This is a genomic window from Psychrobacter piechaudii (genome assembly GCF_900162825.1).
Classification (GTDB): Bacteria; Pseudomonadota; Gammaproteobacteria; order Pseudomonadales; family Moraxellaceae; genus Psychrobacter; species Psychrobacter piechaudii.
Genome location: NZ_FUGE01000208.1, coordinates 39,125 through 52,325, shown reverse-complemented (window position 1 = coordinate 52,325; position 13,201 = coordinate 39,125). Strand labels below are relative to the sequence as shown.

Sequence of the window (13,201 nt, the reverse complement as noted above, 5' to 3'; positions counted from 1 at the left end):
ATGTTAATACATGTTTTCCCTTTATCAGTATTTTTTATGCTAAACCCGTTAATTTAAGGCCTTAGCGAAGAAAAAAAATAAATCCATATGTTGCTTGATTACTTTTTTAGGGTGAATAAAAGGTAAAAATATATGCTGATTAAGTGGGTATTGTAATTTCTGTAATTATCCAGTAATATTCCCCATCAATGCAAATGATAACTATTCTTATTATCATTTGCATTTGTTTGATAAGAATTTGATCACCTGAAACTTACCTATTGCTAAATCAGCAGAGTGAATATTATGCGTAAAACCAGTCTTAATAATTTATCCCCTCTATTTCTTGCTATTACCTCTATCCTTGTTGTACAAGCGGCGAGTGCTGAGGCAGATATGCCCACCATGACCATGCAAAAAATAACTGTCACCTCCGATAGCTCAGTACGTGAAAGCGTACAACAAGACGAAGTGTATAATGAAGATTACACCCCCGCTCAGCAGGCCTCTCATTTAAGTGACTTTTTAGAAGTTGTGCCTGGGGTGAGTATCGGCGGTACCTCGTCTGTCAACCAGCGTATTCGCGTACGTGGCTTGGATGATACCAATCTAAAAGTATCTATTGATGGGGCTCGCCAAGAGGGGGCTTTGTTTTACCACATGGGTGATGTGACCATTGATCCAGACCTGTTAAAGCAAACCGAGGTAGCTGTGGGTAATAACTCAGTAACCTTGGGTAATGATGCCTTAGGCGGCGCAGTAGCCTTTAAAACAGTAGATGCCGCTGATTTACTAAAGCCAGGTCAAAAAATCGGTGCCAAACTGCATGCAGGTTATGCCAGCAATAACGATGAAGTATTAACTTCAGCGACTGTCTTTGCTGCTCCAGCTGAAAATGTAGATTTACTGGCTTATTATGGTAAGCGCAATGTGGAATCTGGTGAAGATGGCGAGGGCCGCGAGCTATTTGAGGACAGTAAGGGAGAGAATATTTTATTAAAAGCGGGCGCTACTATTGCTGACGATCATCGTATTGGGGCTAGCTTTAGTCGTACTGAAAAGAAAGGGGTTTTCCCATTTCGTCCAGATTTTCCTTCAAGACCTGAAGACCCTATCCCGCAGCAAGTTAAGCGCGACACTTATAATGTAGATTATGGTTTTGATCCTGCCAACCCCCTCATTGATGTTTCTGCCAATGCTTACCAAACTAAGACCCAAATTTTACGTGATTCAGATGGCGAAGCTGGTTATGAGTTTGATGCTGAAGTAAAAACGACTGGGGCTAAAATTGAAAATATCAGTATGATTGAGAGCAGTGTTGGTAATCACAAGCTAATCGCTGGTGTGGAGCATTACAAAAAAGAATCAGCAATGAGCCGAGACTTTGCTAAGGCAAGCAGTGATGAGGCCAAAAATACTTCAGTATATTTAGAAGACCAGTGGCGCTTGGATAAACTTACCTTAACACCTGGTGTTCGTTATGATCGTTATGAGTCACCCAGATTTGTATCAGATGGCAAAATTTATAATAATGTAGTGGGTGCCCTAGCAGCGAGCTATGAGATTGCACCGCGTACGCAGATTTTTGCCAGTTATACCGAGCTATTTAATGGGCCTGATTTGGGACAGGCTATTTTTAATAGCAATGGTGAAGGTATGTATGTCAATAAAGATTTAAAGCCAGAGGAAGGTTATAACTCTGAAATAGGTATTTCTACCACGCTACGTGATTTGACCACAGCCAACGATGCTTTGCAGTTAAGTGCCAAATACTTTAAGTCGAATATTGAAAACTATCAGCAGTTTATTAGAACAGGGAATAGCGCTGGTCGCTATGGTCTAAACTGTACTACTGGAGCACGCGGTTCGGCAGGTAACTTGCAAGATTGCCAGGGTATGATAAACAGCGATGAAGACTATGAAATCAAAGGGGTAGAGTTAGCAGCTAACTATACCACCAATAACTTTGGTATGGGTTTAAGCTACTCACGCGCTCGTAGTGAGGGTGATAAGACAGGCAATAGCATTCCTTCGGTTAGTGGAGGCAGTGCCGATTCAGGTGATCGTTACATGGTCAACTTAAATTATGATCCTACTAGCGAGCTGGGTCTAGGTTGGCGTAGTACCTATGTGGATTCAATCACGGATAAAAACGGCATTAGTAAGCCAAGCTATGATGTCCATGATGTTTATATGAGTTATGCGCCTCGTCAGTTTCAAGATATAAAAGCCACGCTTGGTGTGTATAATATTTTTGATGAAACCTATGCCAATCATTCTTCACGTCTAAGTGAAAGCGAGGCAACGACTGACTTTGAACCAGGTCGTAATATCAAAGCCTCTCTAACCTACCAGTTCTAATTAACCAATTAGCACTATCTGCAAATAAAAATCCCGCTCGCTATCTTTAAAATAGCGGGATTTTTATTGCTAGCTCTGGCTGTTTTTAATTATCCATTATAGTTTGGCATCATCTTTTAAGAAGACTTGACCGGTTACGGTTTTATATAAAGCACATACCATAATTACCATACCCAATAGGCCTAAGGCAGGATAAAGCACGTTAATTAGGGTACTAAATGGGAATAAAGACGCCAATAAAGACAATACTACGAGACTAATGGTTAAAGTACGGAATTGCATCGGGTTTTTCTGTGAGTCATAAAAACGAATCACACAGCCATACAGGTTAGTCACCGCCGTAGTGAAGACAGCAATTACCAATACGATGCTAAATAAGATGCCTACCATTGGACTGATGTTATTGGCAATTTGTAGAAAAGGAATTTGATATTCAATAACATTGGTCAAATCTGATAGCAAAGCCAAAGTAATAAATAACAAACATAGACCTAAGAAGAAGCCCCCCATAACCCCAGCAATTCTAAGGGTCTTTAAGCTCGACTCTTTACCGCCCATGGCGGTTAGAGTGGAGGTAGCCAAACTAACGTTATAAGACACGTAGACAACAGCGGAGGTCCACCAAAAAGGGGTAGCCAAAGTCGGAGTCAGGTTTTTTAGGCTTTCATCAACTGTCGATAATTGATCAAAGTTTGAACTTAAAGTAACTAAAGAGATGGCGATTACACTAAAGATAATAATAGGGGAGACAATGCCCAAAGCACGAACCGAGGACGAAAATCCAAAGATTACAGTCGCCAAAGTCATGCCAGCAATAATTAACTTACCAGTCATCACGGATAGGCCCCAGTATTCATTAATGGCTGCCCCCCCACCTGAGAACATGATACTCACACAGCCGAACATAAAAAATAGCAACACATAGTCGCCGATAAAGCCCAATTTATTGCCACATAAATAATTGAGTACGTCTCTATGACTGCAGGTTTGTAGTCTATTGCCTAGCTCCATAAATACTGAGCCATACCAGATAAACATAAGGGTGGTGATAATAGCACCAATGATCCCTACCAAGCCGTAGCCTGCAAAAAACTGTAAAACTTCTTGACCACTGGCATAGCCTGCCCCAATAACGGCGCCCACATATACCCCAGCATAGCTAATGGCCTTCAAAATCGAGCTACTCATACTTTTATATCCCTATTAAAACTGGTTGCTAAACAGCAATTTATTAAAATTAACCCTGATGTTCTAGTTAACTGATAACGAATTTTGGGGGGTATATTAACAGTAAGTTATAAGAATACAAGGAAAATTATTAAACTTTGGGTTATAAATAAAGGGGGGAGATTGATATTGAATTTAAAGGAAATTTTAGTTTAAAATAAAAATAGCCACTAAAAATTAGTCAAAAAAAAAGAGGCCTGATTTTTATCAGACCTCTAATTATCAGTGTTTCAATGTTGCTCAAGTTTCAATGATACTTAGTTACTTAAGTTTCAATGTTACTTGATTAGCAGCTTGTATCTTGAAACACCGGATGGCGTGGATTAATGGCTTAAATTAAGAATGTTCATTGATCCAGTTTTGCATTAAATCAATTTCAGCTTTTTGGGCATCAATGATTTCTTGAGCCAGCTTTCTCATCTCTTCATTTTTACCATATTTTAACTGTACTTCTGCCATGGCCACAGCACCTTCGTGGTGAGGTAACATACCTTTAGCAAATGCCATGTCAGCATCTTCACTTAAGATACCTTGCATCATGTCATCGTGCATTGATTTCATGCTCGCATCATAAGCTTGACGCATCTCAATGGTGTTAGGCTGCTCTTCAGTATCTGGATTGGCCTCTAACCAGTCTTCCATCTGCTTAATTTCAGCTTCTTGAGCGGCAATGACGTCTTCTGCAAGCTTACGCATGGTGTCATCTTTACCATATTTCAGCTGAATCTCCGCCATATCTACGGCACCTTCATGGTGTGGCAGCATACCTTTAGCAAAGGCGACATCCGCATCATTGGCTTGCATGCCTTCCATCATATCTTCATGCATGTCATTCATGCTGTCCATATACTCTTTACCAAAGTCAGTAGTGGTTGCATGCTCTGCCATATCAGAGTCCATATCATGCTCGTCATGATCCATAGTGGTATCATGCGTCTCCATATTATCTGTGGTCACTTCAGTATCTACTTCATTGGTAGTTTCTTCTGCAGCAGGTTGGCAAGCAGTAAAGGCTAAAGCAGAAGAACACAAGGCGGCAACCCCTAACAGTTTAGCTTTTGATGCTTTAGGGTTAATAGGGGCAGTACGATTATCTAAATTATGTTTATTCATAATAATAACTCCAAAATTGATAGTCTGATAATTATAGCAAGGCTAGAGTCTTACAATGTTTTGAATAGTGAGCCGTCAGTGAACTTTTGCTAGCAATGACAGCTTATTGTTACTATAAGTAGGTATAGTATGAAAGGTAGGCTTAGTATGAGCTCATAAAGGGCAGACTATTATGTTAAGCCGCTGCAATTGAAGTTTGTTCAGAATTAAAGTCAAAAATTATTATCAAAAATAATCAACCCTCCCATTAACTATCAATCACATAAGGTAGAATATGTATCAAGACATCATAGAGTTTTGTTTTAATGAAGTAGGCACCCAGAAGTTCTTTGAAAAAGATAAGGATTTCGATGAGCTACTGACTCAGCGCTTTGAGTCAACGTTACAGCGAGCTGCCGCAGCAGAGTTATTTGGTTGGCGAGAGTGCCCAGAAGGGCGTTTGGCTGAGATTATTGTACTGGATCAGTTTTCTCGAAATATCTATCGTGATACAGCAAAGGCGTTTGCTCAAGATACGATGGCCTTGGTCTTGGCTCAAGAAGCAGTAGCTGCTGGCGTGTTACAAGAATTAGATAGTGTGGCGGCGCGTCAATTGCTTCTAATGCCTTATATGCACAGTGAGTCGAAGCTCATCCATGAGCAAGCAGAACAGTTATTTAAGCAATATACAGATGAGACCGTCTACGGCTTTGAGATTAGACATAAAGTGATTATTGATCGCTTTGGCCGTTATCCTCATCGTAATGAGATTTTGGGTCGTCAGTCTACCCCAGAGGAGATAGAGTTTCTAACTCAGCCAGGATCTTCGTTTTAATCCTAAGCTTTTTTGCTTAATTGAACGATATTTTTTGCTTAAATTAAAAATGTTATTTGGCAGGCATCAGCTCGCCGGTGATAACAATAGGAATAGTCGTGCCAAAGATACCTGGGAAGGCTGTCACCCCAAAGTCATGACGATTAACCAGGGCTGTGGCCTTGAATTTTAAGGCACTTGGCTCAGTTTTTGACTGGGTATAAACGTCAGTCAGGGTCACTTTTACCGTCATGGGCTTGCTTTGACCTAAAGCATTAAACTTGCCAGTGACATGACCTTCTCTTGGGTTTTTTAATTTGGCACCTGAAGAGGTAAATTTAATGGTGGGGTACTGCTTAGTGTTTAATAGCTCTTTGCGACGAATAAAATAGTCGCGCGGCTTTAGGTCAGTATCCACGCTATCTGTATAAACCGTAAAACGCACAGTTGTGTTTTGCGGTTTATTTTCATCATAATTAATGGTGCCGTCAACCTTGTTAAATGTGCCTTTAATCATAGACTTCTTTAGATAAGACACCTCAAAGTTTACGTTGGTCTTTTGAGGGTTAATTTGCCATTTTTGCGGGGTCGCAGCGGTCGCGACAAGCGGTGATAACAGTAATAAAGCACAGCTTATGGTCCTGCTTAAGTGGTCCTGCTTAAGGTCTTAGTTGATTGAGTAATCTTGGCAGTGGTCATGGTGAAATCCAATAATTAAATAATCCGAGTAAAATATTGATCTAACAGGGATATCAGAGGCTAAAGCTGCGTATTCTACCATGTTGCTGCACTTAAGGTTTGTGTTCACAGGTTATCAATTGTGACTCTTTGTTAAGTGTATCTACTAAAATAATACTTAGCATTAAGAGATAATGAGCTGATGAGAGTAGAAAAATATCCTAAATGATAATAATTCTTATTTACATATAAAACGATTTCATATATTATGCACTAAAAATAAATGAGTAAAAAACAACTTTAATTAACAGGGATCTAAAACCTGGCTTTACTTCTTATGATGAAAAAAACAAGCGACAAATCAAATCTAATTAAAGTTAATGCCGCAACGGCTATTGCGGTGCTGGCGATGCATGTAGGGATAGCGGCTGCTTTGGTACACATGCAAGGACCAAAGCCAGTAATCAAAGAGCCAGAAGAGGTTAAGCCCATTGAGATTCAGATGCTGTCCCTGCAAGAAGCAGTAGAGCCTCCGACTGCTGTCCAAACCAAACAAAATACCCCTCAAGTAACTCAGGAGCAGGTGACGAAAGTTCAGTCACAGCCTAAGCCTGCGTCAAAACCAACAGAATCCGTGAAGCCTGAGCCTGAAATTCAACCTAAACCTAAGCCAGTCGAAAAAAATGAGCCTGAACCTATCCAGAAAGTGCAGAGTAAGTCAGAGGCTAAGGTTGAAACTAAGACTGCAGAAGCGCTGAATAATCAGAAAAGCACTCAGCAAACTTCTCAACAGACCATTCACCAAGACGTACAGCCTGAAGTATCTACTAAGCCAAATTTTGATGCTAATGAGCATCAGCGTTTGATTGAGCAAGCTGCAAGAGAACAAGCTGCAAGAGAACAAGCTGCAAGGGAACAAGCCGCAAGGGAACAAGTCGCAAGGGAACAAGTCGCAAGGGAACAAGTCGCAAGGGAACAAGTCGCAAGGGAACAAGTCGCAAGGGAACAAGCTGCAAGAGAACAAGCTGCAAGAGAACAAGCTGCAAGAGAACAAGCTGCAAGAGAACAAGCTGCAAGAGAACAAGCTGCAGCCAGTAATGAGCCCAAAAGCTTCTCAGCCAACCAAGCCCGCTGGAAGCGTAAGCCTAGACTTGAGGTGCCACCGCAGGTCGCTAGAAAATCAAACTCAGGAGATGTGTATCTCGTGATATTGGCGGTGACCGTAGATAAACAAGGCCATGTCGCTGATGTGAAAGTGACTAAATCCTCGGGAAATACAGTCGTAGATAAGGCGGCTATTAGTCAGGTTAAAAAAAGTAAGCTGCATCCTTTTGAGCAAGACAAAGCGCCCGTAGTGGGGCTAATAAACCTGCCTATTGAGTATATAGTTGAATAACTGAGCTTAGCTAAAGCGATACAAGAGATATCCGTGGGCTGATAAATACTTCTTGATTGGCCCTAATTTATAAAAAACACCCTATCTATCATTAAGGATTGAACATGGATTTTGCAGCTTATTGGCAATATACCGATGTTGTTACCAAGTTTTTGTTTTTTAGCCTATTGGCCTTGTCGATAGCGTCTTGGATAACGGGAGTATTGCGTCTTTATCAAAGCAGTAAGCTAAAACAAACCGTTTCGACTGATTTGCAACAGGCGGTTAGCAGTGAATCTAAGAGTATAGTCGACTTGGATAGCTCAGAGCGAAAAACTGTGGTAGAGCAAATCTTGTTAAAAGAGATTGGTCGCTATCGTTTTGAGGGTGAAAAAGGGTTGGCGATATTAGGCACAACGGCAGCTATTGCTCCTTTTATTGGTCTATTTGGTACAGTCTGGGGAATATTTCATGCCTTGCACAGTATCGGTGAGACAGGGCAGGCAGGCTTGAGTCAAGTGGCAGGTCCTGTGGGTGAGGCTTTAATTATGACGGGCTTAGGATTAGCCGTGGCCATTCCTGCTGTTATCTTCTACAACATTGCGATGCGTATTAACCGTAAGACCTTGTTTATCGCCAATGACACCGCTTACGGCCTGTTGGGTGCTACCGCAAAATCAGAAAACCAGAACGAAATTCCCAGATAGGAGTACGACATGGCTTTTCAATTAGGCGATGATGATATGCAAGCAATGAATGAGATCAACCTCATTCCCTTAATTGATATCATGTTGGTGTTGATGGTTATATTTCTAGTAACGGCTTCGGTGCTCAATCCTTCAGTACCTTTAGATTTACCACAGACCAGTGCCGCGGTACAGCCAGTAGAACCTAAAGTGATCCAAATTAGTATTGATAAAGATGCAGGGATTTTTTGGGATGAGGAGCCACTAACGCTGCCGCAGTTGCAGGCCCGTTTGGTCGAAGAATCACAGAGTCAATCCGATGTCTCTATTCATCTGCGTGCGGATAAAGAAGCCCGTTATGATACTGTGGCTCAAGTGCTAGCACTGGCTAGTGAAGCTGAAATGACAAAAATTGCTTTTATTAGTGAGTAAAATATAGAAGTCATTGCCAGATAATAAGATAAGTTTAAGATAAAAAAATAACCCTACTAGGCTAAGCTTAGTAGGGCTTTTTTATGATTAAGCACGTATTTATGATTAAGCACGTAGAACAGGGAATCGTTTTATCATAAATAGCATCAGCAGTAAGGCCATTAAGCTAATCGCTGCCCCAACATAGCCCACACTAGATAACGAGATGTGAGTCACGGCATAGCCACCAAATAAAGCACCGGTTCCTATGCCTAAGTTAATAATGCCTGAGAACATAGACATCAGCATGTCTTGGGCGTGTAGATCTACCATCAGCACTTTAGCCTGCATCGAGATGATAAGCAGCATTAATGCGGTTCCCCATAAAGTCGCATTCAGGCTAAGTACCCAAATCGAATTTACCGTAACTAATAAAGTCGTCATCGATACCAACATGATAATAATAGAAGCCAGCATCAGTAGGGTGCTGTGTCTGTCCCCCCAGCGGCTAAATAACACACTGCCGATAATCCCTGCACCGCCAAATAGCAATAAGATGAAGGTAGCGTAGTTTTCACTAATGGCTCCAATCTCACGCATAAAAGGCTCGATGTACGAGTAAGCAGTATAGTGGGCGGTAAATACGGTGAAAATTAGTAAGTATAAACAAACCAATAAAGGGTTCTTTAACAGCTCAGGGACTTTTCTAAATGAGCCTTTAAACATACTGGGTAATGTCGGCAATAGCCTTGCCTGCAACACAAATACCACCAGAGCCACAAAGCCAATACCGCCAAAAGTGGTGCGCCAACCATAGAGCTGACCGATGATACGCCCTAAAGGCACGCCAAGCACCATAGCCAGTGAGGTGCCTGTGGCTACCACACTTAAAGCAAATGCCTTTTTGCCCTCAGGAGCAATACGAATGGCGATGGCAGCGGTAATCGACCAAAATATGGCATGAGAAAAAGCGATACCGACCCGACTAATCAATAAGACATTAAAGCTCCAAGCGACCACGGATAGCACATGACTTACGATAAATAAGGCAAATATACCCAGCAGCAATCGTTTGCGCTCAAACTTACTGGTAAGCAGCATCAGGGGCAGTGACATGGCGGCCACAATCCATGCGTACAAGGTCAGCATCCAACCGGTCTCAGCGGTGGTGATGGAGAAGTCTTGAGCAATATCACTTAATAGGGCAACCGGGACGAACTCAGTGGTGTTCATCACAAAAGCACTGATGCCCATTAAGATAACTTGAATATATTGGGTTCGGCGAGAGACAGGCTCTGCTTCATAATTATTTATCATAAGGTCTAATAATTAAAAGGACTCATTAATGATAACGGCCTATAAAGACAAAGCAGTTAAAATTAATAAGTCAAAAGTAAGCGATAAGAGAGGGACAACTAGAGCAGTCTGAAGTAAAAAGCCAGGTATCGGGAATACCTGGCCTGTTACCGCTAATTATAATAGATTAATACTTTTCAAGCTCATCAAATAACCATTCACGAGCCTTGTAAATACGTCTTAGCCCTAAGAACAAGCTAAAGCACATAACTATCAATACAAATGTGAACGGCAATCCTGTACTGACAGAGCCAGACTGTAAAGAGGTCAGAGCTGCTTCACCACCGCCATATAGTAGGGCAATAGCAATCATACCTTGAGCAATGGCCCAGAAGATACGCTGTAACACAGGTGCTTCAAGCTTACCACCGGCAGTAATGGTATCAATCACTAGAGAGCCTGAGTCTGATGAGGTGATAAAAAACACCAATACCAAAACAATTGCAATCAAGGAGGTGATCGTAGCAAGTGGCAGATTGTTTAGCATCTCAAATAAAGTTAATGAGGCATCGCCCACGCCATTGGCAAGTTCACCGACTTGGTTTTTATACTGACTTAAACCCGTCTCACCAAATACAGTCATCCAAATAATGGTCACTAAAGTAGGCACTACCATAACTGCGGTAAGGAACTCACGTACCGTACGGCCTTTTGAAATACGAGCGATAAATATCCCTACAAATGGTGACCAGCTTATCCACCAGGCCCAGTAAAATAAAGTCCAGCCATGATAAAAGTCAGTATCGGTACGGCCGACAGGGTTAGACAAAGGTAGAATGTGGGTGGCATAAGATATACCAGTGCCAAACATTTGTCCAATAAGCTCTAAGGGGTTTGAGACGATAAAGATGAATAACAATAATAATAAGGCGACCAGCATGTTGAAGTTAGACAGAATCTTAACCCCGCCATCTAGACCACGATAGACCGATAAAGTGGCCAACATAGTCACCACAGCAATGATGATCATCTCAACGACGTTCACGCCCAGATCAATACCGAATAAGTATTTGAGACCACCAGCCGCTTGCTGAGCTCCCAGACCTAACGAAGTTGCCAAACCAAAAATAGTCGCTAGTACTGCTAGGATATCAATGATGTGACCTGGCAGACCCCAAGTTTTTTCTTTAAATATAGGGTAAAACACAGAGCGTAAGGTCAAAGGAAAGCGGAAGTTGAAGGCAAACAATGCCAAAGACAGACCCACGGTGGCATAGATGGCCCAAGGGTGAAGACCCCAGTGATACATAGTAGCACCCATGGCCGCTTTATAAGCTTCAGGCGTGCCAGGCTCAATACCTAGAGGCGTGCCTGCCCACCCAGTGGCATAACCCAAAGGTTCGGCGACCGACCAAAACATAAGGCCGATCCCCATACCGGCTGCAAATAGCATCGATAGCCAAGACATTCGGCTAAAGTCAGGGGTTGCTTTAATACCCCCAATACGGATACTGCCGTAAGGAGAGAGGATAAGGAGTAGACAGAATAAAACAAACAGGTTGCTAGCACTGACCATAAACCAGTCAAAGGTGTTAACCACCCAGCCCTTAGCACCATTTAGCCAAGTGTTAGCAAGCTCTGGCATGGCTAAGGTAAAGACCACGAAGGTCAAAACCAGTAGGGCAGTAACACCAAAAACTGGGTTATGTATGTCCATACCCATGACCTGCACATTATTTTCACCCACCTCATGGTCATTGGTATAGAGCCGTTTACGGAAACGGTCAATTAATGATTTTGGGATTTTGTCAGGATTAATACTCATAATATTGTCCTATGTAAAGTTGATAAAATTCGAGCAAAAAGTCTTGCTGATATTTACTACCTTTATCAATATTAGAGTAGCTTTAAGTCATAGAAGAGGCTTTATGGTTCCTTAGCACAGGTTACTACCATGACCGCTAATATTGAACTGAATAAAGAAGTCTAAAAATAGAGTTAGACGTATTTATTGATAGGCAACAAGCGTCATAATCCCTGTCACCACACCAATAAATGGAGATGTATAAAAAAAAGATAGTAGTTATAGAGACGACTAATCGACTCTATTTGGCAAAAAAATAGGCCGATTATCCTAACAAACCCTTAATGTATGTCAAATTCTGGTTACATATCGGTAACAATATAATCGTACAAGTTAAGTAGAAGCTTCATTGGCATGAGACTTAAGTAAGCTATTTAAAATAGAAGCAATCAAAATAAAAGATATGCCCAGATACTGAATGGGAGCCAAAGATTGATTTAATAAAACAGCCGCCAGTAAGATGGCTGTTAAAGGCTCAAAGGTGGTAAAAACTGAGGCACGGGTGGCAGGAAGCTTCTCTAAAGCTTTCATATAAAGAGCAAATGGAATTATGGTTCCAATCATCGATAGTCCGACGACATAGCCCCACGTAGGCAAGGGTAGAGCGGCTAATTGATGATAAGTCTCATAAGTGGTTGGCATAAACATCAGTACCGCTGCACTAAAGGATACTGAGGTAAAGAACACTAAGGGAGCAGGGTGGGTATCGCCCATGGCTCGTTTCCCCAAGACACCGTATAGCGAATAACACACCCCTGACATTAAGCCGGCCAATATCCCCCAGTTAAGCTTGGCTTCCTCACCAAGCATAGTTAGGCCAACGCCGATCACAGCTAGTAAGGCCAGCATTCCCGCTTGTTTGGTAATGTGCTCATTTAACAGCAACGCTGAGAACCCTAAGCTGAATACGGGAGCGGTGTAGAGTAGTGCTACCGCTGGACCAGCGCCTAAGCTGACAACGGCCATGAAGTAAAAAACCGACATGCCCAGCACGCCGATTAAAGACTGTATGGCCAATGCTGCCCACTGTCTGAGGGTTAAAGCTTTAAGATATCGCCATAAAAAAGGCAGCAGTGCTAGCAACACCACTCCAGAGGTGACCACTCGCAGTATGGTCAGTTGCCAACCTGTAAAGCCGAATCGATTTAGATAGGTCGAGAAGATACCTAATGTACCCCAGCAGATGGCGGCCAGAATGACCTGGGCTATGCCAATCCAAGTGTTATTGAGTATGGGGTATGCTGATTTTGCGGTGTATTGAGTCAACTTGTCATTCCTTTAAATTACCAAGCACTCATCAAGCTCTAGGCAAGAGAGATTAGGCTAAGTGTTGGTGGCAATCCGTGTTATCTGACGATTGTAATATATAGTGAGCTTAAGAGATAGCTGTGAGTTAGGTAATGGCTGTTTTCTTTTGA

11 protein-coding genes are annotated in these 13,201 nt (G+C 42.0%); 5 read left to right on the top strand and 6 right to left on the bottom strand.

Annotated features, from left to right (window positions below):
• Positions 1 to 285: 285 nt before the first annotated feature.
• A complete protein-coding gene (locus A1019T_RS11210) occupies positions 286 to 2,340 on the top strand; it encodes a TonB-dependent receptor domain-containing protein (RefSeq protein WP_077451703.1) in 2,055 nt (684 codons plus the stop codon).
• Positions 2,341 to 2,436: 96 nt separating this feature from the next.
• Here A1019T_RS11210 and A1019T_RS11205 read toward each other — a convergent pair whose 3' ends face one another.
• Both A1019T_RS11205 and copM read right to left on the bottom strand, forming a co-directional pair.
• Positions 2,437 to 3,528, bottom strand: a complete 1,092-nt coding sequence (locus tag A1019T_RS11205) for a YkvI family membrane protein (RefSeq protein ID WP_077451702.1) — start codon at positions 3,526 to 3,528, stop codon at positions 2,437 to 2,439.
• Positions 3,529 to 3,903: 375 nt separating this feature from the next.
• A complete protein-coding gene (gene copM / locus A1019T_RS11200; protein WP_077451701.1) occupies positions 3,904 to 4,680 on the bottom strand; it encodes a CopM family metallochaperone in 777 nt (258 codons plus the stop codon).
• A gap of 274 nt (positions 4,681 to 4,954) precedes the next feature.
• Here copM and A1019T_RS11195 point away from each other — a divergent pair, with 274 nt between their 5' ends.
• The gene (locus A1019T_RS11195) at positions 4,955 to 5,494 is read left to right on the top strand and encodes a DUF924 family protein (protein WP_077451700.1); all 540 of its coding nucleotides are present in this window, start codon (positions 4,955 to 4,957) and stop codon (positions 5,492 to 5,494) included.
• A gap of 52 nt (positions 5,495 to 5,546) precedes the next feature.
• Here the strand turns inward: A1019T_RS11195 and A1019T_RS11190 are convergent, their stop codons facing one another.
• Positions 5,547 to 6,044, bottom strand: coding sequence for a YceI family protein (locus A1019T_RS11190; protein ID WP_279626186.1), 498 nt, complete (start codon positions 6,042 to 6,044; stop codon positions 5,547 to 5,549).
• A gap of 444 nt (positions 6,045 to 6,488) precedes the next feature.
• On the opposite strand from A1019T_RS11190, the gene A1019T_RS11185 reads away from it, so the two are divergent.
• The 3 genes from A1019T_RS11185 to A1019T_RS11175 all read left to right on the top strand — a co-directional run bounded on the left by A1019T_RS11185 (position 6,489) and on the right by A1019T_RS11175 (position 8,644).
• Positions 6,489 to 7,547 (top strand): energy transducer TonB, encoded by a 1,059-nt coding sequence (locus A1019T_RS11185; RefSeq protein ID WP_143514118.1) that lies wholly within the window; start codon positions 6,489 to 6,491, stop codon positions 7,545 to 7,547.
• Positions 7,548 to 7,651: 104 nt separating this feature from the next.
• On the top strand, positions 7,652 to 8,233 hold the full coding sequence (locus A1019T_RS11180; protein ID WP_077451697.1) for a MotA/TolQ/ExbB proton channel family protein: 582 nt from the start codon (positions 7,652 to 7,654) through the stop codon (positions 8,231 to 8,233).
• A gap of 9 nt (positions 8,234 to 8,242) precedes the next feature.
• Positions 8,243 to 8,644: an ExbD/TolR family protein gene (locus tag A1019T_RS11175; RefSeq protein ID WP_077451696.1), complete on the top strand. Its 402-nt coding sequence runs from the start codon at positions 8,243 to 8,245 to the stop codon at positions 8,642 to 8,644.
• A 105-nt stretch (positions 8,645 to 8,749) separates the two neighbouring features.
• Here A1019T_RS11175 and A1019T_RS11170 read toward each other — a convergent pair whose 3' ends face one another.
• The 3 genes from A1019T_RS11170 to A1019T_RS11160 all read right to left on the bottom strand — a co-directional run bounded on the left by A1019T_RS11170 (position 8,750) and on the right by A1019T_RS11160 (position 13,049).
• Positions 8,750 to 9,940: a sugar transporter gene (locus A1019T_RS11170; protein ID WP_077451695.1), complete on the bottom strand. Its 1,191-nt coding sequence runs from the start codon at positions 9,938 to 9,940 to the stop codon at positions 8,750 to 8,752.
• A gap of 166 nt (positions 9,941 to 10,106) precedes the next feature.
• The gene (locus tag A1019T_RS11165) at positions 10,107 to 11,744 is read right to left on the bottom strand and encodes a BCCT family transporter (protein ID WP_077451694.1); all 1,638 of its coding nucleotides are present in this window, start codon (positions 11,742 to 11,744) and stop codon (positions 10,107 to 10,109) included.
• 372 nt (positions 11,745 to 12,116) lie between these two features.
• Complete coding sequence (locus tag A1019T_RS11160) at positions 12,117 to 13,049, bottom strand: DMT family transporter (RefSeq protein ID WP_244156648.1); 933 nt, start codon at positions 13,047 to 13,049, stop codon at positions 12,117 to 12,119.
• Positions 13,050 to 13,201: the final 152 nt, after the last annotated feature.

What these genes read in the sequence shown, in the direction of transcription:
- A1019T_RS11210 (WP_077451703.1), top strand. Translation starts at nt 286, where the DNA reads ATGCGTAAAACCAGTCTTAATAATTTATCCCCTCTATTTCTTGCTATT.
- A1019T_RS11205 (WP_077451702.1), bottom strand. Translation starts at nt 3,528, where the DNA reads ATGAGTAGCTCGATTTTGAAGGCCATTAGCTATGCTGGGGTATATGTG.
- copM (WP_077451701.1), bottom strand. Translation starts at nt 4,680, where the DNA reads ATGAATAAACATAATTTAGATAATCGTACTGCCCCTATTAACCCTAAA.
- A1019T_RS11195 (WP_077451700.1), top strand. Translation starts at nt 4,955, where the DNA reads ATGTATCAAGACATCATAGAGTTTTGTTTTAATGAAGTAGGCACCCAG.
- A1019T_RS11185 (WP_143514118.1), top strand. Translation starts at nt 6,489, where the DNA reads ATGATGAAAAAAACAAGCGACAAATCAAATCTAATTAAAGTTAATGCC.
- A1019T_RS11180 (WP_077451697.1), top strand. Translation starts at nt 7,652, where the DNA reads ATGGATTTTGCAGCTTATTGGCAATATACCGATGTTGTTACCAAGTTT.
- A1019T_RS11175 (WP_077451696.1), top strand. Translation starts at nt 8,243, where the DNA reads ATGGCTTTTCAATTAGGCGATGATGATATGCAAGCAATGAATGAGATC.
- A1019T_RS11170 (WP_077451695.1), bottom strand. Translation starts at nt 9,940, where the DNA reads ATGATAAATAATTATGAAGCAGAGCCTGTCTCTCGCCGAACCCAATAT.
- A1019T_RS11165 (WP_077451694.1), bottom strand. Translation starts at nt 11,744, where the DNA reads ATGAGTATTAATCCTGACAAAATCCCAAAATCATTAATTGACCGTTTC.